20 protein-coding genes are annotated in these 23481 nt (G+C 73.2%); 6 read left to right on the top strand and 14 right to left on the bottom strand.

All coding sequences use genetic code 11. The annotated features are described in order from the left end of the window. Nucleotides 1-80: 80 nt before the first annotated feature. Genes DDQ41_RS05080 through fxsA form a run of 3 tightly spaced genes read right to left on the bottom strand, consistent with a single transcriptional unit; the run spans nucleotide 81 to nucleotide 3242 of the window. On the bottom strand, nucleotides 81-857 hold the full coding sequence (locus tag DDQ41_RS05080) for an aminoglycoside N(3)-acetyltransferase (RefSeq protein WP_109293392.1): 777 nt from the start codon (nucleotides 855-857) through the stop codon (nucleotides 81-83). Next, nucleotides 838-3060, bottom strand: a complete 2223-nt coding sequence (gene fxsBH, locus DDQ41_RS05085) for a radical SAM/SPASM protein FxsBH, inactivated beta-hydroxylase extension form (protein ID WP_262508360.1) — start codon at nucleotides 3058-3060, stop codon at nucleotides 838-840. The genes DDQ41_RS05080 and fxsBH overlap by 20 nt, the downstream gene beginning before the upstream one ends. 50 nt (nucleotides 3061-3110) lie before the next feature. Continuing rightward, on the bottom strand, nucleotides 3111-3242 hold the full coding sequence (gene fxsA, locus DDQ41_RS05090; protein WP_245991318.1) for an FxSxx-COOH cyclophane-containing RiPP peptide: 132 nt from the start codon (nucleotides 3240-3242) through the stop codon (nucleotides 3111-3113). A gap of 268 nt (nucleotides 3243-3510) precedes the next feature. On the opposite strand from fxsA, the gene DDQ41_RS05095 reads away from it, so the two are divergent. After that, complete coding sequence (locus DDQ41_RS05095; protein ID WP_109293395.1) at nucleotides 3511-4413, top strand: DUF4231 domain-containing protein; 903 nt, start codon at nucleotides 3511-3513, stop codon at nucleotides 4411-4413. Between the two features lie 40 nt (nucleotides 4414-4453). Here the strand turns inward: DDQ41_RS05095 and DDQ41_RS05100 are convergent, their stop codons facing one another. Beyond that, nucleotides 4454-4933 (bottom strand): hypothetical protein, encoded by a 480-nt coding sequence (locus tag DDQ41_RS05100; RefSeq protein ID WP_109293396.1) that lies wholly within the window; start codon nucleotides 4931-4933, stop codon nucleotides 4454-4456. Between the two features lie 126 nt (nucleotides 4934-5059). After that, nucleotides 5060-5965 carry a S1 family peptidase gene (locus DDQ41_RS05105; protein ID WP_109293397.1) on the bottom strand — a complete coding sequence of 302 codons (906 nt, stop codon included), beginning with the start codon at nucleotides 5963-5965 and terminating at the stop codon, nucleotides 5060-5062. A gap of 1545 nt (nucleotides 5966-7510) precedes the next feature. Between DDQ41_RS05105 and DDQ41_RS05115 the strand changes: the two genes are divergently transcribed. Continuing rightward, nucleotides 7511-7945: a cell division protein SepF gene (locus DDQ41_RS05115; protein WP_109293398.1), complete on the top strand. Its 435-nt coding sequence runs from the start codon at nucleotides 7511-7513 to the stop codon at nucleotides 7943-7945. A gap of 39 nt (nucleotides 7946-7984) precedes the next feature. Here DDQ41_RS05115 and DDQ41_RS05120 read toward each other — a convergent pair whose 3' ends face one another. Both DDQ41_RS05120 and DDQ41_RS05125 read right to left on the bottom strand, forming a co-directional pair. Beyond that, complete coding sequence (locus tag DDQ41_RS05120; RefSeq protein WP_109293399.1) at nucleotides 7985-9175, bottom strand: acyl-CoA dehydrogenase family protein; 1191 nt, start codon at nucleotides 9173-9175, stop codon at nucleotides 7985-7987. Between the two features lie 102 nt (nucleotides 9176-9277). Further along, nucleotides 9278-11044, bottom strand: coding sequence for an MFS transporter (locus DDQ41_RS05125; protein ID WP_109293400.1), 1767 nt, complete (start codon nucleotides 11042-11044; stop codon nucleotides 9278-9280). A gap of 425 nt (nucleotides 11045-11469) precedes the next feature. On the opposite strand from DDQ41_RS05125, the gene DDQ41_RS05130 reads away from it, so the two are divergent. Then, on the top strand, nucleotides 11470-12531 hold the full coding sequence (locus DDQ41_RS05130) for a phosphatase PAP2 family protein (protein WP_109293401.1): 1062 nt from the start codon (nucleotides 11470-11472) through the stop codon (nucleotides 12529-12531). Nucleotides 12532-12692: 161 nt separating this feature from the next. On the opposite strand, the gene DDQ41_RS05135 is transcribed toward DDQ41_RS05130, so the two are convergent. Continuing rightward, nucleotides 12693-12908 carry an I78 family peptidase inhibitor gene (locus tag DDQ41_RS05135; protein ID WP_109293402.1) on the bottom strand — a complete coding sequence of 72 codons (216 nt, stop codon included), beginning with the start codon at nucleotides 12906-12908 and terminating at the stop codon, nucleotides 12693-12695. Between the two features lie 863 nt (nucleotides 12909-13771). Here DDQ41_RS05135 and ctaD point away from each other — a divergent pair. Next, entirely contained in the window at nucleotides 13772-15496 is a 1725-nt protein-coding gene (gene ctaD, locus DDQ41_RS05145; protein ID WP_109293404.1) for an aa3-type cytochrome oxidase subunit I, read from the top strand. 249 nt (nucleotides 15497-15745) lie between these two features. Here the strand turns inward: ctaD and DDQ41_RS05150 are convergent, their stop codons facing one another. Beyond that, nucleotides 15746-17029 carry a glycosyltransferase family 4 protein gene (locus tag DDQ41_RS05150; protein ID WP_109293405.1) on the bottom strand — a complete coding sequence of 428 codons (1284 nt, stop codon included), beginning with the start codon at nucleotides 17027-17029 and terminating at the stop codon, nucleotides 15746-15748. Between the two features lie 348 nt (nucleotides 17030-17377). Between DDQ41_RS05150 and DDQ41_RS05155 the strand changes: the two genes are divergently transcribed. Together DDQ41_RS05155 and DDQ41_RS05160 are read left to right on the top strand one after the other, a co-directional pair. Beyond that, on the top strand, nucleotides 17378-18196 hold the full coding sequence (locus DDQ41_RS05155; protein WP_109293406.1) for a hypothetical protein: 819 nt from the start codon (nucleotides 17378-17380) through the stop codon (nucleotides 18194-18196). A gap of 133 nt (nucleotides 18197-18329) precedes the next feature. Continuing rightward, nucleotides 18330-18620 carry a hypothetical protein gene (locus tag DDQ41_RS05160; protein WP_109293407.1) on the top strand — a complete coding sequence of 97 codons (291 nt, stop codon included), beginning with the start codon at nucleotides 18330-18332 and terminating at the stop codon, nucleotides 18618-18620. Nucleotides 18621-18826: 206 nt separating this feature from the next. Here DDQ41_RS05160 and der read toward each other — a convergent pair whose 3' ends face one another. The 5 genes from der to aroH all read right to left on the bottom strand — a co-directional run bounded on the left by der (nucleotide 18827) and on the right by aroH (nucleotide 23316). Then, nucleotides 18827-20275 carry a ribosome biogenesis GTPase Der gene (der, locus tag DDQ41_RS05165; RefSeq protein WP_109293408.1) on the bottom strand — a complete coding sequence of 483 codons (1449 nt, stop codon included), beginning with the start codon at nucleotides 20273-20275 and terminating at the stop codon, nucleotides 18827-18829. A 73-nt stretch (nucleotides 20276-20348) separates the two neighbouring features. Then, complete coding sequence (locus DDQ41_RS05170; protein ID WP_245991334.1) at nucleotides 20349-20936, bottom strand: lysophospholipid acyltransferase family protein; 588 nt, start codon at nucleotides 20934-20936, stop codon at nucleotides 20349-20351. Nucleotides 20937-20989: 53 nt separating this feature from the next. Continuing rightward, nucleotides 20990-21670 (bottom strand): (d)CMP kinase, encoded by a 681-nt coding sequence (gene cmk / locus DDQ41_RS05175; RefSeq protein ID WP_109293410.1) that lies wholly within the window; start codon nucleotides 21668-21670, stop codon nucleotides 20990-20992. Nucleotides 21671-21871: 201 nt separating this feature from the next. Further along, the gene (locus DDQ41_RS05180) at nucleotides 21872-22957 is read right to left on the bottom strand and encodes a prephenate dehydrogenase (protein ID WP_109293411.1); all 1086 of its coding nucleotides are present in this window, start codon (nucleotides 22955-22957) and stop codon (nucleotides 21872-21874) included. Beyond that, entirely contained in the window at nucleotides 22954-23316 is a 363-nt protein-coding gene (aroH, locus tag DDQ41_RS05185) for a chorismate mutase (protein ID WP_109293412.1), read from the bottom strand. Before aroH ends, DDQ41_RS05180 begins: the two co-directional genes overlap by 4 nt. Between the last annotated feature and the right edge of the window lie 165 nt (nucleotides 23317-23481).

Consider the following 23481-nt stretch of genomic DNA (forward strand, 5'->3'; position numbering starts at 1 on the left):
CGCACTCGGTGGTGATGAGGTGCCGGCGGTCCAATCATTCCGGAGCGGACGTTGCTCCATCCCCTGGTCCTTCGGTCAAATCAACGCCGCTTTTCGGACATCCACGTCACTGCATGGTCCACCGCATCGGTGATCGAGAACAAGGCCGCCTCCGTTCCCCCCAGCCGTCCCCGCTGTTCGATATTCCGGGAGAAAGCGGCTCCGAGATCCCCGAAATCACCGTCGTCGAGTTCGACGTCCAGGTATTCGGTCCATTGAGGGCCGTGCGCCCCGCGCACCACGCAGGCGTACCGGCGCAGCGGTGCGCCGGTACGGTACTCCGCCAGATGGAAGGCGGTGCAGACGGAGAACCCCACATTGATCATCAATACCCGTGCCCCTGCCCGGTAGAGCGCCCCGAGGGGGGATTCCTCACCGAGGTGGCAGGTGAGCGGGTGCCGGGAGAGCAGTTCGCCCGCCCTCCGGCCGAGCGCGGCGAACGAGGTCTGGGGGTGGCCGCTGCGCACCGCGCCTCGGGTGGTCCGCACGGACTCGGCCAACCGGCCCATCCCGGTGCTCGGTGTCACGGCGGGGTCGAAGGCCGGCATCATGGCCCGAAAGGCCGCCGCCTGAGTGGGTGTCATCCCGGCCACGCGCCGCAGATACGCGGAGGACGTGTCGGAGTTCTCGGGGGTGAAGGCGGGGACCACGAGCGTGCCCTCCTCGCCGACGGCCCTCAGCAGGGCGTCGCGCAGCGCGGCGGCGTCCATGCCGGTGCCGCCGATGCCGGCGTGCACGAGGACCGTCTCCCCCGGCCGCAGCCCCAGTTCCGCCAGCCGCCGCGCGAGAGCGTCGCGCTCAGCGGCTCCGCCGGTCACGGTCCGCCTCTTCGCACAGCAGCGCCAGCAGCGCCTTCCCGCCGACGGTGAGTTCCGCGGCCCGGCCCAGGGTGTCCAGTGCCCTCAGGGCGGCTTCCGCCCCGTCCGGGTCGAAGGCGCGCAGCCCGGCGCGTTCGTACGCCCCCGCCAGCAGCTCGGACACCGGGAGCGGCGCCTCCTGCCACGGCGCCGGATGCGTCCACCGGCCGTCGTCCGCGTACAGGTCGGTGACCTCCAGCAGGGCCCGCAGGCGCGCCCGCCGCCAGCCGCGCAGCAGCAGCGGCGCCAACTCCTCCGCACGGGCCCGCAGTGGGACGCCCAGCGCGCCGATTCCGTGCCGTCCGACCGCGGGCCGCGGACCGTCGACGGGGGTCAGCGTGGTGAGCGACGCCTCGGCGGCCGCGGCCTGTTCCGGTGCGCGGGCGCGCAGCAGCCCCCAGGCACGCGCCAGCCGGTCCGTCCACGCGGCCGCCTCGTCGTGGCCGAGCCGGGGCGGCACCGGGACGTCGAAGCAGTCGCGGTACGGGTCGAGGTCGTCGATGGCGAGGTCGGGCGCCCCGTCCCGGCCGAGGCTGCGGACGGGCCGCCAGCAGGCGCCCGGTTCGTCGGGGCGCGGAACGCGCGTCTCGCTGCGGCCGGCCCGTACCAGGAGCCCCTTCTCGACGGGCCGCACCTCCGCGGTACCGCTGGGTTCCACCCCGTCGAGGCGGAGTTCGCCGAGCGTGGGCAGCAGCAGCGTCCCGCCCTCGTACGGGACGGGGACCGCGAGGTCGAGGCCGCCGCGGACGGCTGCGGCGGCGACCGTCGAGGCGAGCCTGGCGGCCGGGCGCGGCGCGGCGCCCGCCCGGCCCTCGCGCAGCGCGTCCAGGGAGCCGAGCAGCCAGCCGCGGGTGTACGGGTGGGTGAGCAGGCCGTCGAGCGCGCCGGGATGCCGGTCGACGGTGCCGGCCAGTTCCCAGGCGCGGGCCCACGCGTCGCCGCCGCGGCCGCCGAGTTCCCGGTGGAGGTCGGCGAGGAGCAGCCGCGTCAGCTCGTGCTGTTCGCTCCGTAGCTCCCCGTCGTCGGCGACCGCGGCGGGCACCGACCGGGCGGCGGTGCGGTGCTCGATGCCGCGGACGAGGGCCTCGAGGTCGGTGCAGTAGACGGAGGTGTTGTCGAAGCCGGTGCCGGAGCGGTAGCGGTGGCTGTAGAGGCCGCCGCCGCAGGAGCGGACGACGGGGCATTCGCGGCAGGTGCCGGCGACGCCGGCCAGGCCGAGCTGGCGGGCCCGGACGCCGGGGTGGGCGGCGACCTCGTCGAAGGTGTGGGCGAAGACGTCGAAACCGGTTGCCGCGGCGCCCTCGTAGGCGGTCTTGAGCGAGTCGGCCTGCTCCAGGGTGCCGTCGGTCTCGACGACGACGAGGTCGGTGGGGGTGAGGCCGAGCGATTCGGTGAGTCCGGGCCCCCCGGAGAGGGTGGACAGGACCGAGGCGAAGAGCCGCACCGGCACCCGGCGGCCCTGCCGGTCCCAGCGGTCGAAGACGGCCAGCAGCCAGTCGGCGTACGCGGTCGGGGAGCCGCCGGGTCTGGGCGGCGGCTCGTCCCATGTGGCGTGCGGCAGCAGGAAGTCGATGCGCGGGGGGTCGAGCTCCATCAGCGCGTCGTGGACGGCGACGGGATCGTTGGCGACGTCGACGGTGCACAGCAGTCCGAGGTTGAGATGGCGCCAGCGGTCCGCGCCCAGCAGTTCGGCGGCCTTCAGCACCAGCGGGTGGCTGCTGCGCCCGTCCGCGAAGCGGCGGTGGCGGTCGTTGGCGGCCCTGTCGCCGTCGAGGGAGATGCCGACCCTGACGCCGAACTCGTCGAAGAGTTCCAGATAGCGGGGGCTCAGCTGGATGCCGTTGGTGTGAATGCGCAGGTCGAGGGCGGCGACACCGTCGAGGGCCCGGGTGAGTTCCTCACAGACCCGGCGTAACCGGGTGGGGCCGGCGAGCAGCGGCTCCCCTCCGTGCAGGATCACTGACACGGAGGGCAGGGCATGTTTCCTCGCATGCTCGGCCAGTCGCAGAGCTGTCCAGAAGATCGCCTCGTCAGAGACTGCTTTGGGGCGGGTACGCCAGCTCTGATCAGCGTGTTCGTAGATATAGCAGTGGTCGCAGGCGAGATCGCATCTGCTGTGGACCTTCAGTACGATCTCGCGGAACGGGACCACGGGTCGGGTCATTCCGCCAGTCTAGGGCAGCCCGTCCGCCGTGCGGACGGCCTGGAACAGGACTAGAGCGCGGAGTTGAACGTGGACATCCGTGCGGATCGGTCGGTGCCGGCGGGGCGCACCCTGTCCAGCTTCCTCGCCGCCTCGGCGTCGCGGACATCGATCTCGGCGAGGGGCACCCGGCCCCTTTTCACAGAAGCAAAGGTGACTGAGGTCTGTGGGGTCACGATGGCCGTCCTAGGTCATGTCGTGCTGACGGGGGATCACCGGGCACCGTTGCAGTGTCGGCGGCACGACTTTACTCTCATGACCACCCGCAGCAACTCGGCCCGGAGCGCTGATACGAACGCGTGGCGCGAGTATGCCCCACTCCGAACGGAACAAGCCATTCCATCGAACGAGTGAAGCCACCATCCGCAGAGGGGGGTAGGGATGACCGGCGTTCCCGGCCGTCTGCAAAGCATGGTCTTTCGAAATGCCGACCTGCCGGCACTGTTCCACAGGGCGGACGAGACGGCCGTGGACCGGCAGCGTGAGGCGGTCAAGGGCACCCGGTCGCAGCTCCTGCTCCTGGTGCTGGGCTCGGTGCTCGCGGTGCTGCCGTGGCGCGGGAGGATCGGCGACTCCTTCCAGCTCATGGGTCTGCTCAGCGCGTCGGCGTACGCCTGGGTACTGGTGGCCGGCTTACGCGGGACTCGGCGCCGGGCGAAGTCGCACTGGCAACTGAACCGCTCCGCGGCGGAGTTCATCCGGTCGATGTGCTGGCGCTACGCCGTGCACGGGGCGCCCTTCGACTCCGGCTCACCCGATCCCGACCGGCTGTTCGCCACCAGACTGGAGGAGGGGCTCCGGGAACTGCGCAAGGTCGGCTGGGTGGACCCCCGCGAGGAGAGCGGGAGCGCGGCGGCCGGCGAGCTGATCACCACGCCGATGAGACTGCTGCGGGAGAAGGTCTTCAGCGTACGCAAGGAGACGTATGTGAGGGACCGTCTGATCGAGCAGCGCAACTGGTACCACCGGCGCGCGGAGGTCTCCCGGCGCGCGACCGCGCTGTGGACGGTGGTGATCAGCCTGCTCACCGCGCTCGCGCTGCTGTTCGGGGTGCTGCGCACGTTCTCCGTCACGGACTCGGCCGAGCCGGTGCCGCTGCTGTCCGCCGCGGCTGCCGCGTGTCTGGCGTGGAGCGAGATCCGGCGCCACCAGCCGCTGATCGCGGCCCACTCCCTGGTAGAGGAGGACCTGGCCGCGATCCATATCGCGATGGAGACCTCGGTGACGGAGGAGCAGTGGCCCGCGGCCGTGTACGAGACCGAGCGGATCGTCTCGCCCCAGCACACCGACTGGCTGGTGCAGCACCGCAGTTGAGGCCGGCCCGTACCGCGTCACCCACGGTGCGGCGCGCAGGTCAGACGCGCTCGACCCCGTCGCACCACACCACCGTCACCGGCTTGCCGCGCTCGCGCGCGTACCGGACGATGTCGCCGGTGCCGCCCGGTCCGCGGGCCGGCCGGCCGTCCCAGACCGCCAGGAGCCGGTCGCAGTTGTCCGCGATATAGGCGCCGGCCGCGTAGTACGCCTCGTCCGTGGCGTGGGGGAACGCCAGCCGGACCTCCTGGCTGGCCCGCCGCCGGAGCCGCCGGTAGCGGGCCAGCGCGCAGGGGTCGTCGAAGCCCTCCTCGTAGTCCCCGCTCGGGATGACCACGGTGAGTTCGGCGCCGCAGGCGAGGGCCATGCCGGCGAAGATCTGGTCGGCCCCCTCGGCCAGGCTGGAGAGCGCTACCAGCGCGCCCCGGCGGCCGCACAGCACCGCCTTCATCCCGGCCAGCACATGCGGCATGGCCTCGGCGGGGATGTCTCGGTGCCCGGTCACTCCGATGCGCTTCATCCGCGCCCCCCGATCCGTTGTGGCCTACCGCTCCGGCATCCTCCCGAAAGTGTGCAATACGTCGAGCCCCCGCCGCACGGCGGGGGCTCTCGGCGTCCGCTGTCGCCCCGGCGTCCCGGGGACGGATCAGTAGACGCTCACTCCGTAGGCGCTCAGTGCCTCGGTGACGGGCTGGTAGAAGGTCGTACCGCCGACGGAGCAGTTGCCGCTGCCGCCGGAGGTGAGACCGATGGCCCGGCTGCCGGAGTACAGCGGGCCGCCGCTGTCCCCGGGCTCCGCGCACACGTTGGTGCGGATCATCCCGTAGACGACGTCGCCGCCACCGTAGTTGACCGTGGCGTTGAGGCCGGTGACGGTGCCGCTGTGGGTGCCGGTGGTGGAACCGCGGCGGGTCACGGACATGCCGACCGTGGCGTTGGCGGCGCTGGTGATGTCGACACTGCCGACGGTGCCCGGCTTGGAGATGGAGGTGTTGCTGTAGCGCACGATGCCGTAGTCGTTGACCGGGAAGCTGGAGCCCGCGGTCGGGCCGAGGACGGTGGTGCGGGCGGAGTTCGCGTACCAGGTGCCCGCGCCGTCGGTGCAGTGGCCCGCCGTCAGGAAGTACGAGGTGCCCGCGCTGTTGCGGACGTTGAACCCCAGCGAGCAGCGCCAGCTGGTGGCGTAGACGGCGTCGCCACCCGAGATCAGCTTGCTGAACGTGCCGGGGGTGCGCTCGATGCGGAGGGCGTCGGCGTTGGCACCGGCCTCCCGCCTGATCTTCGCGATCTCCGCCTGGGAGACGGTGGAGTCGGCCGTCACGACAAGGGTGTTCGTCGCCTTGTCGACGTGCCAGGCGGTGCCTGCCACATCGGCGGCCAGCACGGCGCCGCTCGCGGCTGAGAGCTGGGACGCGCTGAAGGCGACGGGGGCCTCGGCGGCACCGGCGGTGGGGACGGCCAGTGACGCGGCGGCGACGAGACCGGTCGCCACGGCGAGCAGACGGGTTCGTCTCGCCACGCCGCGGGTGGGGGTGGTGCGCTTGATCCTCACTTCTCGTTCCTCCCGAGGGGAATCGGGGGCCCGCCTGTGGGGACGGCGGACCCGTGAGGCGCAGTCAGGGGGCGGGGATGCGCCCGGATTCCGGTCACGATGTGCCCCTGACAAGCGCTGTTCGGGAGTATTCGACGGGTCAACTTGCCGCGCAAGGGCACCTTTCGGCCGTGCTGTGCGATAGCACCCCCACCGGCTGCGGGGCGTGCTATCCCCGGGCGGAAGCGGTCCGCGACGGGCCCGGCCGATCGGCGGGCGACGGAGTCCCCCTCCTCAGCGGGTGGTTGGCACGCCCGGTGAGCCGGGCCGGACGGCACGGCCGACGACGCGCCACCGGGAGGACACCCGCGGACGGCAACCGCCCACCGCGCGGGGCACCGCCCCTGGTACCGGCCCGGGGATGACCGGAATTGGCTCTGCCGCGGCACCGCGGCCCCGGCGCGCGGCCCGACGCCCGGCGCCTCGACGGCGGCAGTGGGTCCCGCCAGGCGCAGCGAACCCGTCCTCGTCGTCCTCGCGGACACCGCACCCGACTGCCCGGCCGCCACACACCGGCCGATGCACACCGGCCGATGCACACCGGCCGATGCACACCGGCCGATGCACCCGGCCGTCGCCATGCCCCGGCCCCGCCGGCCGATATCAGCACAGATCGGCACAGGTCGACCCAAGTCGGCACGGGTAAACACGGGTAAACACAGGTGAGCGCAGGTCGGCCCGGGTCGGCCGTGGGCCTGCCGGAGCCACGACCGCCGGCACCGAGCCGGCGGGGGCGGACTCCCCGGAGGACCGGTACGGGCGGCGGGCCGGTCCGCGAGCGGGCGCCGACCGGCCGCACCCCGCGGCGGCACACCCCGGGATCGGTCGCGCCCCGGACCGTGGGCGCCGGCGCGCGACCGCGGCCGCCGGCCCGCGGGCCGGTTTCCCGTCCGGGTCGGCCAGGTGGTCGCGGACCCCGGCCGAGGCGAGGAGGAGCGGCACCGCGGCGGCCGGCCGGGCTCCCGCACCGCGGGCGACGGCCGCGGCGCGCATGGCACGCACCGGGCAGCGCCCGGCCGTGCGGCGCCGCGCGGGAGCGCGCCCGGACTGAGCCTCCGTCAGCACCGGTACGGCGGGCCCGTCGCGGTCCGCCACGATCCCGGCGGACCGCCCGCGCTCGGCGCGAAGTGCCGGGCGGAGCCCGCAGAGACGGGCCGTCGGCTCCGCCCTGGACCCGCCCGTGAGGCGTTGGGTGCGGGCCTGACGATTCCGAACGCGGCATTCCGCCGGCTGCCGTTCACCTGTGCGGCCGACATCGCGTCCGGCCGCCCGTTCACCCGGACGCTCCGACACTCACCCGTCTGCCGAGACATTCATATTTTGCTTCGATATGAGCCCCTTCAGGGCCCATACGCTGGAGGAACCTTGACGAACCGCCACATGCTCTGCACCAGTACCGTCACGAATCCCCTGCGCGGCGACTATCCACTTGGCGCGCGATCCGCATTATGGACGACCATAGGGATATGCGGAACCACAAGTGACCGCGGTCGAAAGGAGGCGTCCATGGGATCGGTGCGCAAGGCGAGTGCATGGCTCGGTCTCGTCGAGGACAACGACGAGCGCTACTACGACGACGAGTACGCCGAGGGTACGGGATCCGGCGACCAGTGGGTGACCGACCCGCGCGTCCGGGTGGCCTCCGACACGGCCGAGGAGCAGGGGCGCCGGATCGCCACCGTCTCCCCCGACAGCTTCCGGGACGCCCGCGGCATCGGGGAGCACTTCCGCGACGGCGTCCCCGTCATCGTCAACCTGACCTCCATGGAGCCCGCGGACGCCAAGCGCGTGGTGGACTTCGCCGCCGGGCTGACCTTCGGTCTGCGGGGCTCCATCGAGCGCGTGGCGACCCGGGTCTTCCTGCTGACCCCCGCCGACACGGAGATCGTGAGCGGGGAGTCCGCGGGCCGCCCCGGCGACGGCTTCTTCAACCAGAGCTGAGCGGGGCGCTCGCCGGTCGGCCGGAACGCGACGGCCGGCCTACCGGAACGCGTCAAGGCCGGTGAGAGCCTTGCCCAGGACGAGCTGGTGCATCTCGACGGTGCCCTCGTAGGTGAGCACCGACTCGAGGTTGGTGGCGTGGCGCATCACGGGGTACTCGAGCGAGATCCCGTTGGCACCGAGGATCGTGCGCGCGGTGCGGCAGATCCCGATCGCCTCGCGTACGTTGTTCAGCTTCCCGAAACTGACCTGCTCGGGACGGAGCGTCCCGGCGTCCATCCGCCGCCCGAGGTGATGGGCGAGCAGTACTCCCTTGTGCAGTTCGAGCGCCATGTCGGCGAGCTTGGCCTGGGTGAGCTGGAAGCCCCCGATGGGCTTTCCGAACTGCTCCCGCGTCCTCGCGTAGTCGAGCGCCGTCTCGAAGCTGGAGCGCGCCGCTCCCATCGCGCCCCAGACGATTCCGTAGCGGGCGTGCGAGAGGCAGCCGAGCGGGCCCTTCAGTCCCGTCACCCCCGGCAGGACGGCGTCATGCGGCAACCGCACGTCGTCCAGGACGAGTTCGCTGGTGACGGAGGCCCGCAGCGACCACTTGTGCCGGATCTCGGGGGCCGAGAAACCGGGTGTGCCGGTGGGGACGGCGAAGCCGCGGATGCCGTCGTCGGTCCGGGCCCAGACGACGGCGACACCGGCGACGGAGCCGTTGGTGATCCACATCTTGCGGCCGTCGAGCACCCAGTCGGAGCCGTCGCGCTTGGCGTGGGTGCGCATCCCCGCGGGGTCGGAGCCGTGGTCGGGCTCGGTGAGCCCGAAGCAGCCGATGGTCTCACCGGACGCCATGGCCGGCAGCCACCGCTGCTTCTGCTCCTCGGAGCCGTACTTCCAGATCGCGTACATGGCGAGCGAGCCCTGGACGGACACGAGCGAGCGGATACCGGAGTCGGCCGCCTCCAGTTCCAGGCAGGCGAGTCCGTACTGGACCGCGGTGGCGCCCGCGCAGCCGTAGCCGGTCAGCGACATGCCGAGGGCGCCGATCGAACCCAGTTCCCTGGCCAGTTCGCGGACTGCGGGCAGTTCACCGCTCTCGTACCACTCGGCGATGTGCGGCAGCACGCGCCCGGCGGCCCAGGAGCGGACGGTGTCGCGCACCGCGAGGTCCTCGGGCTCCAGCAGGTCGTCGATGCCCAGGGGGTCGGCGGGGTCGAAGGGCGGCAGCTTCGAGGGTGCGGACATGAGGGTGCCTCCGTCGGCTCGCACTGGCGCTGTCCGGGTCCGGCGGCTGCCGGAACAGGAAACCTAGCAGTGGTAGTTAATGCTCGGCGCCGACGTTACGGCTCAACGGGCCGTGCGTCCAGTGGGGGCCGGACGGGCCGCCTCCGGTGAGCGGCGCGCCGGGACAGCCGGCTCGGACCGCACCTTGCCCGGGAACGGGCCGGTCGGCAGTGCGGGCCCGGGGACGGGACAGCCCGGCCGGGAGTCCGCCGACGTCCCAGCCGCCGGGAGTCCGTCCCGGCCGCCGAGCCCCTCGGGGTCGCGGAGCCCCTCGGGGCCGCCGGGGCCGCAGGGCTCCGCGCACTCCATCGCACTCGGCAGCCGAAGTGCCGCCAGCGCGCCGAGCAGCAGCAGCCCCGCGCTGACGAGGAGCGTGACGTGCAGTCCGTGGACGAACGCCTGCCGGGCGGCGGTGCGCAGCGCGTCGCCGGCGGGGCCGCCGAGCTGGAGTGCCACCTGGTAGGCCTCGCCGAGCGAGTGCGCCGCCGCGCTGCGCGCCTCGGGCGGAGCGCCCACCGCGCCGTCGACCCCGGGGGCGTAGGCGGCGTTCATGACGCTGCCGAGCAGCGCGATGCCCATGCCGGCGCCGAGCTGGTACGAGGTCTCCCCGATCGCCGCGGCGCCGCCCGCGTCCTCGGGCGGGGCCTCGCTGAGCATCGACTCGTACGCGCCGAAGAGCGTGGTCTGGAGCCCGAATCCGAGGAGGACGAACCCGGTGGTCAGCAGCAGCGGGCGGTCGTGCTGCCCCATCAGGGTGAGCAGCACCACGGCGGCGGCCGTGAGCACGAAGCCCCAGCCGACCATCCGGCGGGGGCCGACGCGGCGGAGGGTGAAGGAGCCGGTGGCTCCGGCCGCCATGGCGGCGAAGGTCAGCGGCAGCAGCCGGAGACCGGTCTCCAGCGGGCTCAGCCCGAGCACGAGCTGGAGGTACTGGACGGCGATCAGCTCGAGGCCGACCAGCGCCAGCATGGCGAGCACGATGCAGCCGACCGCGGTGGAGAAGGTCGCCCTGGCGAACATCCGCATGTCGACGAGCGGATGGCTGCGGCGCTTCTGGCGGTGGACGAAGAGGGCGAGGAGCCCCGCCCCGGCGAGCAGCGGGCCGACCGTGCGGAGGTCCACCAGGGGGTCGCCCGCGCCGAGCCGCTTGACGCCGAGGACGATGCCGAGGACCCCGGCCGCGGCCATGAGCGCCCCGAGGACGTCCCAGGGCCCCCCGAGGTCCCCCCGGGACTCGGGGAGCAGCCAGCGGCCGACCGGCAGGATCAGCAGCATCAGCGGGATGTTGATCAGGAAGACCGAGCCCCACCAGAAGTGCTGGACGAGGAAGCCGCCCAGAACCGGACCGGTGGCGGCGCCGACCGCGGCGACCGCAGTCCAGATGCCGATGGCGGTGGCGCGCTCGCGCCGGTCCGGGAAGACGGCCCGGAGTATGGAGAGCGTCGCCGGCATGATCATCGCTCCGCCGACGCCGAGCAGGGCGCGGGCGCCGATGAGGACCTCGGGGGTGGCGGCCAGTGCCGCGACCGCCGACGCGACGCCGAAGAGCGCGTAGCCCAGCAGCAGGACACGCCGCCGCCCGACCCGGTCGCCGAGGGTGCCGAAGAGGATCAGCAGCGAGGCGCAGACCAGGGGGTAGGCGTCCACGATCCACAGCAGCTGGACCCCGGAGGGGCGGAGGTCCTCCGTGACCGCGGGCACGGCGACGTGCAGCACGGTGGCGTCCACCGCCACCAGGAGCAGGCTCACGCAGAGGACGAGCAGGACGACCCAGCGGTTGGCGCCGCCGGCGGCACGCGGGCGTGCCACGGCCGTGGTCCTGCCGAACATCTACGTACCTCCTGCTGGGTCTCTCGCGTCGGTGGGCCCGGCCGGGGGCTTGGCCCGGCGGGCGGCCCGGCATCGACGGGCGAGTGATCAGCCAGAGTACGCGAGTCCCGGGCGGCGGCGCGTGGTGCACCTCTCACCTCGCACGGCACCCGGGTGTGGCGTACGCCACGCCGGGCGGTGCCCGAGGGACGGCTGCGCGGCCGCTCCGAGCGGCCGCGGAATTCGGTGCGGCAATCCCGTGAACAGTCACCGCCGCCCGCAAACACACTTACGGAGATACGGGGCGGACAATAGGCACCGCGTCCACCGGATTTAGTCAGCCGCGCTCTTTCAATGCGCCGGCGGGACACACTCCACATCACATCGTCATCACGAAGAGCCTGGATCGGCCTGGGCGGACACTCACTCGCTGTAACGTCGATTGGGTGCGTACCGACATCTTTGCCCGTCTGGACCGGGAGCCGGAGCCGCCGAAGATAGAGATCCCGCGGATGAGCCGCACCCGTCTCGCCCTCCTCGGCGGGACGTCGGCGTTCTATCTCGCGATCGTGGTCGCCGTGCTCATCTCGTCCTGGCTGGTGATCGTCGACTGGAAGGTCATGCTCTTCCGGCCGTATCAACAGTGGCCCGAACTGCACGCGTTCCTGGACTACTTCGTGGTGCTCGGACAGCGCGGCCCGACGGCCGTGATGGTCGCCGCCTGGCTCGGCTGGCGCTCGTGGCGGCAGCACACGCTGCGTCCGCTCCTGGTGCTGGGCGCCTCGCTGCTGCTGCTCAACACGACGGTGGGCGCGGTCAAGCTGGGCCTGGGCCGGCTGGGCCCCCACTACGCGACGCAGATCGGCTCCGCCGAACTCTTCGCCGGCGGCGATATATTCCCTTCCGGCCACACCGCCAATGCCGTCGTGACCTGGGGAATCCTCGCCTATCTGGCCACCACCCCGCGGGCCAGGCGGTATCTGTCGGCGCTGTCCGCCGTGGTCGCCCTCGGCGTGGGGCTGACGACCGTCTATCTCGGCACCCACTGGCTCAGCGACGTGCTGCTGGGCTGGGCCGCCGGGCTGCTGATCCTGCTCGCCCTGCCGTGGTGCGAACCCCTCATCGGGCGCGTCGAGGACGGGATCCTCGCGCTGCGCGACCGGCTGCGCGCCCGGCGCCTGCCGGTGCCGTCGCTGCCCGTCGCCTCCGGCGGCCCCCGTCCGGCCATGTACCCGCAGCGGCTGCCGGCCGGGAGCGGCGGGGAGCCGGTGCGCCACCCGGTGGGTGCGACGAGCGCTGTCCGGGGGGCGGCGGCGAGGAGCACCATCGGCGGCGCGGCGCCGGCCGGGCCGAAGCCGGCCGGTGCCCCGGGCGCACAGGGTGTGGCCGCACCCGCCCGGCACGGGCAGCCCCGCACCTACACGGTGGGGCGCTCGCCGCACGCGCCCTGGACCCCGGTCGCGGCCGGGAGCAGACGCCCGCCCCGGTCGCGGCCGCAGGGCGGCTGACGCCCCGCGGGGCCCCGAGGGCCGAGTCGCGGTGACCGGGCACGACGAGGGCCCCGACCGGCCTTGCTTGGGTCTTGGGTTCCAAAGTCCTCGTCGTGCCCGGTGGGCTGCCGGGCGCCGCCCGTCCGCCCGTCCGTCCGTCCGTTCGGCGGCCGGTGCGGTCAGCCCGTCCAGCAGCGGACGACCGTGCCGCCGTCGACCTCGAAGTTGAGCCGGCCCTCCAGGTACTCCATGGTGATGACGGAGCCGGGCGGAAGCGATCTGACGGTGGACCAGCCGCGGCTGCGTGCGCGGCGCTCGGCCCGGTCGGCGTCGAGGCCGACATAGGCCTCCGGGGCGTCGTCCGGCTGTCCTGCGGGAGTCGGTGTCGGTGCCATGGAATCACCGTAGGCGGCAGCGGACGGTGACGGAAGGCCCGCCCGCGGCCGGCGGAAAACGGTCCGGATGAGTGGGATCGCACTCCCCCTCCACCCCACATACCCCACCGGTCACGCTTCTGTCACAGGTTCACGACAAGCGTTTGGCGGGCCGCCGGGCATCGGCGCAGGCAATCATATTCGTCGGCACGGAAATTCAGCCTGAATTCCCCCGCCGCTGCCGCGCCGCCGCGTCCGGGGCCGTGAGCAACTTCCGTCACACGCTTTCCCCGAAAGTCCGTGCCGACTGAATTCATCATGCCTTATACATGTCCTACTTCTGGACGAACCGGAGATACTTCCAGACGGTCTCCGGGCGTCCCGCGCACCGCTTCGGACCCGCTTCGGACCCGCGGTCCAGCCCCGCCTCCGCCCGGCTTCCGGACGAAGCGGTGAAAGCCCCGGACGGACCGGGCGGACCGGACGGACCGGGCGGACCACCCGCACGCGTATCGCCGGTGCACGTACCGCCCGTGCACGTACCGCCGGTGCACGTACCGCCGGTGCACGTATCGCCCGTGCACGTACCGCCCGTGCACGTACCGCCCGTGCACGTATCGCCGGTGACCCGTCCCGGGTCCGCCCGCCCGTACGGACCCCCGCCGCCAGGAGCCGACCACCACCTCCGGCGGGCAGACGGCGAGGGCCGCGGCGCCTCGCCGCCTTGCCGGACCGCCCGGAGGCGGCCCGGACACGCCTGGACTCGGCCCGGACGCGGCCCGGACGCGCGCGGCACGAGGACGGCCCGCCGCCCTGCCGTACACCGCATCCGATGCCGCGCGCTGATCCACCGGGGACCGCGGGACAGCCCTTAGCATCGGCCCATGGGCACGGACACCGCCGAGGCCTCCGCCTCACCGGCGCCGGTGCGCCGGCCTGGCCGGGTGGTCGTGGAGTGGCTGACGACCACCGACCACAAGAAGATCGGGCATCTCTACCTGGTCACCTCGTTCGCCTTCTTCCTGATCGCCGGGGTCATGGCGATGGTGATGCGGGCGGAGCTGGCCCGTCCCGGGCTCCAGATCATGACCAACCAGTCGTTCAACCAGGCGTTCACCCTGCACGGCACGATCATGCTGCTGCTGTTCGCGACACCCGCCTTCGCCGGCTTCGCCAACGGGATCGTGCCGCTCCAGATCGGCGCCCCGGACGTCGCCTTCCCCCGGCTGAACATGCTCTCGTACTGGCTGTTCCTCTTCGGCGGGCTGATGGTGCTGGGCTCGCTGCTGGTGCCGTCCGGCCCCGCCGCCTTCGGCTGGACCGCGTACGCGCCGCTCAACAGCCTGGACCGCTCACCCGGCGTCGGCATCGACCTGTGGATCATGGGCCTCGCCCTGTCCGGCTTCGGCACGATCCTGACGTCCGTGAACTTCCTCGCGACGATCATCGGGATGCGGGCCCCCGGCATGACGATGTTCCGGATGCCGATCTTCACCTGGAACATCCTCTTCACCACCATCCTGGTGCTGGTGGCGTTCCCGGTGCTCGCGGCCGCCCTGCTGGTGCTGGAGTCCGACCGGCGGCTCGGCTCGGTGGTCTTCGCGTCGGGCAACGGCGGCGCGCTGCTGTGGCAGCACCTGTTCTGGTTCTTCGGCCACCCCGAGGTCTACGTCATCGCGCTGCCGTTCTTCGGCATCGTCACCGAGATCATCCCGGTCTTCTCCCGGAAACCGGTCTTCGGCTATCTGACCCTCGTCGGGGCCACCATGGCGATCACCGGCCTCTCGTTGGTGGTGTGGGCCCACCACATGTTCGCCACCGGTGCCGTGCTGCTGCCCTTCTTCTCCCTGCTGTCGTTCCTGATCGCCGTACCGACCGGGGTGAAGTTCTTCAACTGGACCGGAACGATGCTCAGGGGCTCGCTGTCCTTCGAGACGCCGATGCTGTGGGCCGTCGGATTCCTGGTGTCGTTCCTGCTCGGGGGGCTGACCGGCGTCATCGTCGCCTCACCGCCGATGGACTTCCACCTCACCGACTCGTACTTCATCGTGGCCCACTTCCACTACACGGTCTTCGGCACGGTCGTCTTCGCGATGTTCGCCGGCTTCTACTTCTGGTGGCCGAAGTTCACCGGCAGGCTCCTGGACGAACGCCTCGGCAAGATCCACTTCTGGACGCTGCTCCCCGGCTTCCAGATCACGTTCCTGGTCCAGCACTGGCTGGGCGCCGAGGGGATGCCCCGGCGGTACGCCGACTACCTCGCCGCCGACGGCTTCACCGCGCTGAACACCGTCTCCACCGTCGGCGCCTTCCTGCTCGGCGCGTCCACGCTGCCGTTCCTCTACAACGTGTGGAAGACCCAGAGGTACGCCGGCAAGGTCACCGTCGACGACCCATGGGGGTTCGGCCGGTCGCTGGAGTGGGCGACGTCCTGTCCCCCGCCGCGGCACAACTTCACCACCATTCCCCGGGTGCGCTCCGAGTCGCCCGCGTTCGATCTGCACCATCCGGAGTTCGCGCCGCGGCGTCCGGCGGTGCCGCGGCCCCCGCGGGACGGCCTCACCCGGAGGCGTCCGCGGCCCGGCGGAGCCGGTCCCGGACCGTCCTGACGTGCCCGGACCGGCTCCGCTCGCCCGGGCCGGCTCCGCGCGCCCGGCCGGCTCCACGTGACCGCCCGGGCCGGCTCGAAGCCGAATTCCGCCCCGGACCGGTCGCGGTGGGCCTGCGACGACGGCAGCAGACGCAGAAGTCGCGCCGAGGTCTCCGGCATACGGGCGATTCCGCCCTCGAACGCCGACGGACTCCTACGGCCGCCGCCCCGATCGGGGGGCCGGGACGCCGCTCCCCGGTGGCGGCGGTCACACCGCCCGCCCTCCGCGGACGAGGCCGGCCGCCCGGTACCGCAGCGCGTACGCCGCGTCCAGCACGGAGCCGCGCGAACGGTGCACCGCGTCCCGGAGCACGGAGCGGGGGCGGTGCCGCCCGCCCCGGGCGGCCAGCTCGGTGAAGAGTGCCTCGTGGCGCTCCGCGATCCGCGCCGGGTCGAACCGCCCGGACGCCTTCAGCGCCGCCGCCCCGGCCCTGCGCCGCAGCCCGTCGTCGTTGATCAGGGCGAGCAGGGCGCCGGCGATCGCGCCCTCGTCGCCGACGGGCACCAGCAGCCCGTCGACGCCGTCCTCGATGATCTCGCGCGGCCCGTGCGGGCAGTCGGTGGAGACGACGGGCAGCCCGCAGCGCATCGCCTCCACGATCGTCATGCCGAACGACTCCCGGTCCGAGGTGACCGCGGCGATGGAGCCCCTGGCCCACTCCGGCTCCATCGGATGGACCGGCCCCATCAGATGCACGTGGTCGTGCAGCCCGAGCCGGGCGATCAGGGCCAGCAGCGCGTCGCGCTCGTCGCCGGTCGCGTCGCCCCCGCCGTAGATCCGCAGCCGCCAGTCGGGGCGCGCCGCGACGACCTTGGCGAAGGCGTTGACGAGCAGGTCGTGGCGTTTGACCCGGAGCAGCCGGCCGGCCGCGACGACCCAGGGGCTGTCCCCGTCCGCGGGGGCGGCGGCCGGCGCCGGGACACCGTTGGGCACGGCCTCGATCCGTACCTCCGGCAGCCTCAGGCGTGTCCGGTACGCCCGGGCGTCGGCCTCCGTGACGGTGGTGACCGCGTCGAGCAGGGCGTACCGGTGGGCGATCTCGCGGCGCAGGCGGTAGCCGTGGCTGTCCAGCGTCAGATGCTCCTGGCCGACCCGGACCGGGCCGCGGCGGGCCTGGCGGGCGATGTGGACGTTGAGGCCGGGGCGGGTTCCGATCACGACGTCGGCCTCCAGGGACTTCAGGCATGCGCCGATCCGCGCGTCCGTGAGACGGCTGTACTGCCTCCAGCGTCCGTCGCCGCGCGGGAACACCCGGGCCGGCCGGGTGTGGCCGGGGTCGGCGCCGTCGTACCCGGGGCTGCCCCGCCGCAGGTCGAGGAGGTGACGCAGGGTCACGCCCGGCGGCGCGCCCAGGGCCGGCTCCCGGCGGTGGCGGAAGACCGACACGATCTCCACGTCGTGCCGCTCGGCCAGCGTGCCGGCCAGGGTGAACGTGGTGCGGATGGTCCCGCCGATTCCGTAGGCGTTGTGGAGCAGAAACGCGATGTGCATGGTGCCGCTCCTCGCGGTTCACGGCGACCGGGGACGGGACGCCGGGTCCGGGGTACCGGTGGCCGGGGCCGGGGCCGGGGCGGAGTGCGGTCACCCCGCCAAGCCCCACTGTGGGCGATCCGGCCGCTCCCGTCCCGGCGGCATGCCGTCGGGAGGCCCGGCGGCCCCGACGACACCGGCGTGTCGCCGAGCGACCGGGCCCGGCGTCGAATTGTCGATGTGTCTCCGTGGCGATCTGTCGGCCCGGCATCGCCGCGGCGTGACTCTTGCCCCGCGTCTCCCGTTGTGCTTTTCACGAGCCGGGAACCGCCCGGCGCACCGTTACGCACCGAGTCCGAGGAGCAACCCGTGCCGCGCATGCTCGACGTCAGCGAGGACGTACGCGCCGAGATCGGCGACGAAGAGGCCGACCGGCTGCTCGCGGGCGAGAACGCCCCGGGCACCTACGACTGCACCTCCTGCCGCACCCCGGGCGACTCCGAGCAGGAGCGGACCAGCACCGTGCTGTTCGTCGGCGAGGAGACCGCCGTCCTGGCCTTCGCCCATGCCAGCTGCATCCCCTCCCAGGTCGTCCAGGTCGCCGAGGAGCAGCTCAGGGGCGCCGTCCGCTCCATCACCGGCGAGGCCGCCGCCCCGGTGGCCCAGCAGCAGGCCGCCCACCCGGGGCACGGCGGACCGGCCGCGCCGCGGGAGCAGGCGGTGCTCGGTGTGACCAGCGGCCTGGTCCTGATCGGCGAGGACCTGCACCCCGCGCTCGTCGTGGAGCCGACCGCACCGATCGCCCGTCCCGGCAGCCTCGGGGAGGGCGGGGACGACTTCCTGCCGCTGCTGATCGAGCAGGGCTTCCTGCCCGTCTCCACGGTCGACCAGCTGCCCCCCTCGCTGCCCGGCTGGTCGGTGCTGCTCGCCATGGGGCAGCTGCACGCCGTGCTTCAGCCGGGCACCGGCGGGAGCGGTCAGGTCGCCTGGTGGCAGGCCCACCAGCCGCTCCAGGTCACCGACGGCTGGCGCACCGCGGCCAACAGGTCGCACAAGGTCCTCGTCTTCGCCGCCCCGGTCGGCTCGATCGGACAGCAGCCGCGCGAGGACCTGCTCCGTGACGCACTCGACAAGGCCGCCGCGAACGGCAGGCTGGTCGCCGCGGCGATGCCGCTCGCGGGGACCTGACCGCCGCGGGCACCCGACCGCCGCGGGCACCCGCTGCCGGTACTCCCACGGTGTGCGCCCCCCGTACCCCCGGCGAACTGCGATTTCCGGGACGGGCCCGCATCCGGCGGACATCGGGGTCGTTTGCCCCTATGTGCACACAGACGACCCCGCCCGCCGGCCGTACGAGAGCCGGAACGCCTCGGCCACCCCGATCTACGACACGCTGTGCTCCGAGTACCGCAGAGCCTTCCGGTCACTGCCCGGTGACCGTTCAGGCGAGGAGGACCTCGTCTTCAAGGGGTTCGGAACCGGGCTGAACGGCGGTGGCGATCCGGGCGCCGTCGCCGCCGGCCGGTTCAGCCCCTGGCCGGTCGCTGTCCGGCAGCACACCGGAGGGCTTCACGCCCGCGCGCTGCCGCCCGCACCCCGCAGGGGGTTGTGAGGGCTGGCACGTGGAACGGCCGGGGCGCACTGCGTCCCGGCCGTTCCACGTGGACGCCGACCGCCTTCGCACGGCCGGCATTGCACGGACGCCTTCGCACGGCCGGCATCGGAAGCCGCCGCCCCGGGCGCCGCTCCGTCCCGTACGGGGTGCCGTCCCGTACGGGGGTGCCGTCCCGCAGGAGTCCGCGGGGGCTCCCCTCGCGCCTACTTCTTCCTGGAGCGCTTCTCGCGCACCCGCACGGAGATATGGATCGGAGTGCCCTCGAAGCCGAACTCCTCGCGCAGCCTGCGCTCCACGAAGCGGCGGTAGCCGTGCTCCAGGAAGCCGGAGGCGAAGAGCACGAAACGCGGCGGCTTCGTGCCGGCCTGGGTGCCGAACAGGATGCGGGGCTGCTTGCCGCCCCGGATCGGGTGGGGGTGGGCGGAGACCAGCTCGCCGAGGAAGGCGTTGAGCCGGCCGGTCGGCACCCGGGTCTCCCAGCCCGCGAGCGCCGTCTCGATCGCCGGGACCAGCTTCTCCATGTGGCGGCCGGTGCGGGCGGAGACGTTCACCCGGGGCGCCCAGGACACCTGCTGCATCTCGGTCTCGATCTCGCGCTCCAGGTAGTAGCGGCGCTCCTCGTCGAGGGTGTCCCACTTGTTGTACGCGATGACGAGCGCCCGGCCGGCCTCGACGGCCATCGTGATGATCCGCTGGTCCTGGACGGAGATGGACTCGCTGGTGTCGATCAGTACGACCGCGACCTCGGCCTTCTCGACAGCGGCCGCGGTACGCAGCGAGGCGTAGTAGTCCGCGCCCTCCTGGAGGTGGACACGCTTGCGGATACCGGCGGTGTCCACGAACTTCCAGGTCGTGCCGCCGAGTTCGATGAGCTCGTCGACCGGGTCGCGGGTGGTGCCGGCCGTCGCGTCGACGACGACCCGCTCCTCGCCGGCGACCTTGTTGAGGAGGGAGGACTTGCCGACGTTGGGGCGGCCGATGAGGGCGATGCGGCGCGGTCCGCCGACCAGGCCGCCGAAGGTCTGCGCGGGTGCGTCGGGGAGGGCCTTGAGGACCTCGTCGAGCAGGTCGCCGGTGCCCCGGCCGTGCAGGGCGGACACCGGGAACGGCTCGCCGAGACCGAGCGACCAGAGCGTGGCGGCATCCGCCTCGCCCGAGGGGCCGTCGACCTTGTTGGCCGCGAGGACGACCGGCTTCCCCGCGCGGCGCAGCAGCCTGACGACCGCCTCGTCCGTGTCGGTGGCGCCGACGGTGGCGTCCACGACGAAGACGACGGCGTCCGCGGCCTCGATGGCGAACTCGGCCTGGGCCGCCACGGAGGCGTCGATACCGAGGACGTCCTGCTCCCAGCCGCCGGTGTCGACGACCTTGAAGCGGCGGCCCGCCCACTCGGCCTCGTAGGTGACGCGGTCGCGGGTGACGCCGGGCCTGTCCTCGACGACGGCCTCACGGCGGCCGATGATCCGGTTCACCAGGGTCGACTTGCCGACGTTCGGACGGCCGACGACGGCGAGGACGGGCAGCGGGCCGTGGCCGGCCTCCTCGATGGCGCCCTCGACGTCCTCGAGGTCGAAACCCTCCTCCGCGGCGAGCTCCATGAACTGCGCGTACTCGGTGTCGCCGAGTTCCCCGTGGTCGTGCTGGTCGTTCATGAAGTCCGTTCCTCGTTCATTCGTGGTCGGTGGGCGGGGCCGGTGCGGCCGGAGCCCACTGACGGAGTCTCGCTCAGCGCCCGCTGAGGCGCCTGGCGTTTTCCAGGTGCGCGGTGAGCCGCTCCTGGATGTGGACGGTCGCCTCGTCGAGCGCCCTGCGGGTGCGCCGCCCGCTGCCGTCGCCGGGCGTGAAGGGCTCGCCGAAGACGATGTCGAAGCGGCTGCGCAGCGGGGGCAGCGCCGGTATCAGCCGTCCGCCGCGACCGCTGCTTCCCAGCACGGCGACCGGGACGATCGGGGCCCCGGAGCGCACGGCGAAGTACGCGAGCCCGGCGCGGATGGCGCCGAAGTCGCCGCCGCTCCGGGTGCCCTCGGGGAAGATCCCGAGGACCCCTCCGTGCTCCAGGACGCCGAGGGCGCCGGTCACGGCGGTGCGGTCCGGTCCGGAGCGGTCCACCTTGAGCTGCCCGATCCCGGTGAGGAACGGGTCGAGGGGGCCGGTGAACGCCTCCTTCTTGATGAGGAAGTGCACCGGCCTGGGCGCCGTGCCCATGAGCAGGGGGCCGTCGATGTTGTGGGCGTGGTTGACGGCGAGGATCACCGGCCCGGCGGCCGGTACCCGCCAGGCCCCGAGCACCCTCGGACGCCACAGCGTGTGCATCAGGCCGATGCCGATCGTCCGGCCGACGGCGGCGCCCCGCGCGGACGGTGCGGTCACCGCGCGGCCCGCTTCTCCTCGACGAGAGCGACGACACACTCGATGACCTGCGGGAGCGTGAGATCGGTGGTGTCGACCTCGACGGCGTCGCCCGCCTTGGCCAGCGGGGAGGTCTTCCGGCTGGAGTCGGCGGCGTCGCGCCTGATCAGCGCCTCGCGGGTGGACGCGAGATCGGCCGCCTCGCTGCCCTTCAGCTCGCCGCTGCGACGGGCCGCCCGGGCCTCCGGGGAGGCGGTGAGGAAGATCTTGACATCGGCTCCCGGGAGGACGGTGGTGCCGATGTCCCGGCCCTCGACGACGATGCCCTTCTCGGCGGCCGCGGCGATGGCCCGCTGCAACCCGGTGATCCGGGCCCGTACCTCCGGGACCGCGCTGACGGCGCTCACCCTGGAGGTCACCTCCCGGGTGCGGATCGGTCCGGCGGCGTCCGCGCCGTCGACGCTGATCGCCGGGGCGAGCGGGTCCGTACCCGACTCGATCACGGGCTTCCCGCAGACGGCGGCGACGGCCCCCGGGTCGTCCACGTCGATGCCGTTGGTCAGCATCCACCAGGTGATCGCCCGGTACTGCGCGCCGGTGTCCAGGTAGCTGAGACCCAGCTCTGCGGCGACCGCCCTGGAGGTGCTCGACTTGCCCGTGCCGGAGGGCCCGTCGATGGCGACGATCACGGATTCCACGGTGTCGGAGACCTTCCTGAAGCTGGTGTGCGGGCAGGGCGGAGTGCCGAGGTGCCCCGCACAAGGTTACCGAGTGCGGGACGGGCCCCGTGCACCGCTTCCCGGACCGGGCGGCAGGGCCCCGCCGCCCTCCGGCCGCCTGCCCCGGGAGGCAGCCCCGGGAGGCAGCCCCGGCGGCCGGGTGGCGGCCCGCCGCGCGGGTCACTGGCGCAGTGCCCAGCCCCGCTCCCGGAGCGCCGCCGACAGCACGGGGGCGGCCGCGGGCTCAACCATGAGCTGGACCAGACCCGCCTGCTGCCCGGTCGCGTGCTCGATGCGCACGTCCTCGACGTTGACGCCCGCGCTGCCCGCGTCGGCGAAGATCCGGGCCAGCTCGCCCGGCCGGTCGCTGATGAGGACCGCGACGGTCTCGTACACCGCGGGCGCGGCGCCGTGCTTGCCGGGTACGCGCTCACGGCCCGCGTTGCCGCGGCGCAGCACGTCCTCGACCCCGCTGGCTCCGTCGCGGCGCTCGTCCTCGTCGGAGGACTCGAGCGCGCGCAGGGCGCGGACCGTCTCCTCCAGGTCCGCGGTGACGCCCGCGAGGACGTCGGCGACGGGGCCCGGGTTCGCCGTCAGGATGTCGATCCACATCCGGGGGTCGGAGGCGGCGATCCGGGTCACGTCGCGAATGCCCTGCCCGCACAGCCGCACGGCCGTCTCGTCCGCGTCCGCCAGGCGGGCGGCGACCATCGACGAGATCAGCTGGGGCGTGTGCGAGACGAGTGCGACCGCGCGGTCGTGGGCGTCGGCGTCCATCACGACGGGGACCGCGCGGCAGAGCGCGACCAGTTCCAGCGCCAGGTTGAGCACCTCGGTGTCGGTCTCCCGGGTCGGTGTGAGCACCCAGGGCCGCCCCTCGAAGAGGTCGGCGGTGGCCGCCAGCGGACCGGACCGCTCCTTGCCGGACATGGGGTGCGTACCGATGTACGCCGACATGTCGACTCCCAGCGCCTCCAGCTCGCGCCGCGGACCGCCCTTGACGCTGGCCACGTCGAGGTAGCCGCGGGCGGTCCCGGCGCGCATCGCCTCGGCGAGCGCCGCGGGCACATGGGCGGGCGGCACGGCGACGACCGCGAGGTCGACGGGCCCCTCGGGAGGGTCCTCACTGCCCGCGCCGAGCGCGGCCGCGGTCCTGGCCCGGGTGGGGTCGTGGTCCCTGAGGTGGACGGTCACGCCGCGGCCGGCGAGTGCCAGGGCCGCGGAGGTGCCGATCAGGCCGGTTCCGACGACGAGGGCGGTTCTCACTGGGCGATGTCCTTGCGGAGGGCGGCGGCGGCGCCGAGGTAGACGTGCGCGACGTCGTTCCTGGGCAGGTCGGACTCGATGTGGGCGAGTACCCGCACCACACGGGGCATCGCTCCGGCGATGTCGAGTTCCTGGGCGCAGATGAGCGGGACGTCGACGATGCCGAGCCCCCGGGCGGCGGCGGCCGGGAAGTCGCTGTGCAGATCCGGCGTGGCGGTGAACCAGATGCTGATGAGGTCGTCCACCGCGAGCCCGTTGCGCTCCAGGATGGCGGTGAGCAGCTCACCGACCCGCTCGTCCATGTGCCCGGCCTCGTCCCGTTCCAGCTGGACGGCTCCCCGGACGGCTCGTACCGCCACCTTGCGCTCCTCCTCGGCGTCGACTCCGCGGCTCCGGCCCCGCGGATGCTCCGATCAGCCTAGTACCGCGTCGGGCGGGGCCGGCACGGCCCGGCCGGGGGTGCCGCGGACCGGGGCACCGCCGCCCGGTGATCGAATGTCGCCCGCTGCGGCAGCTGCCGCCAC

The sequence above is a fragment of the Streptomyces spongiicola genome, assembly GCF_003122365.1.
GTDB lineage: Bacteria > Actinomycetota > Actinomycetes > Streptomycetales > Streptomycetaceae > Streptomyces > Streptomyces spongiicola.

Excerpts from the sequence above, each read along its gene's own strand:
- DDQ41_RS05095 (WP_109293395.1), top strand. The coding sequence starts at position 3,511 with ATGGTCTTTCGAAATGCCGACCTGCCGGCACTGTTCCACAGGGCGGAC.
- DDQ41_RS05170 (WP_245991334.1), bottom strand. The coding sequence starts at position 20,936 with ATGCACACGCTGTGGCGTCCGAGGGTGCTCGGGGCCTGGCGGGTACCG.
- DDQ41_RS05150 (WP_109293405.1), bottom strand. The coding sequence starts at position 17,029 with ATGCACATCGCGTTTCTGCTCCACAACGCCTACGGAATCGGCGGGACC.
- ctaD (WP_109293404.1), top strand. The coding sequence starts at position 13,772 with ATGGGCACGGACACCGCCGAGGCCTCCGCCTCACCGGCGCCGGTGCGC.
- DDQ41_RS05115 (WP_109293398.1), top strand. The coding sequence starts at position 7,511 with ATGGGATCGGTGCGCAAGGCGAGTGCATGGCTCGGTCTCGTCGAGGAC.
- DDQ41_RS05120 (WP_109293399.1), bottom strand. The coding sequence starts at position 9,175 with ATGTCCGCACCCTCGAAGCTGCCGCCCTTCGACCCCGCCGACCCCCTG.
- fxsBH (WP_262508360.1), bottom strand. The coding sequence starts at position 3,060 with ATGACCCGACCCGTGGTCCCGTTCCGCGAGATCGTACTGAAGGTCCAC.
- DDQ41_RS05135 (WP_109293402.1), bottom strand. The coding sequence starts at position 12,908 with ATGGCACCGACACCGACTCCCGCAGGACAGCCGGACGACGCCCCGGAG.
- DDQ41_RS05125 (WP_109293400.1), bottom strand. The coding sequence starts at position 11,044 with ATGTTCGGCAGGACCACGGCCGTGGCACGCCCGCGTGCCGCCGGCGGC.
- der (WP_109293408.1), bottom strand. The coding sequence starts at position 20,275 with ATGAACGACCAGCACGACCACGGGGAACTCGGCGACACCGAGTACGCG.
- DDQ41_RS05100 (WP_109293396.1), bottom strand. The coding sequence starts at position 4,933 with ATGAAGCGCATCGGAGTGACCGGGCACCGAGACATCCCCGCCGAGGCC.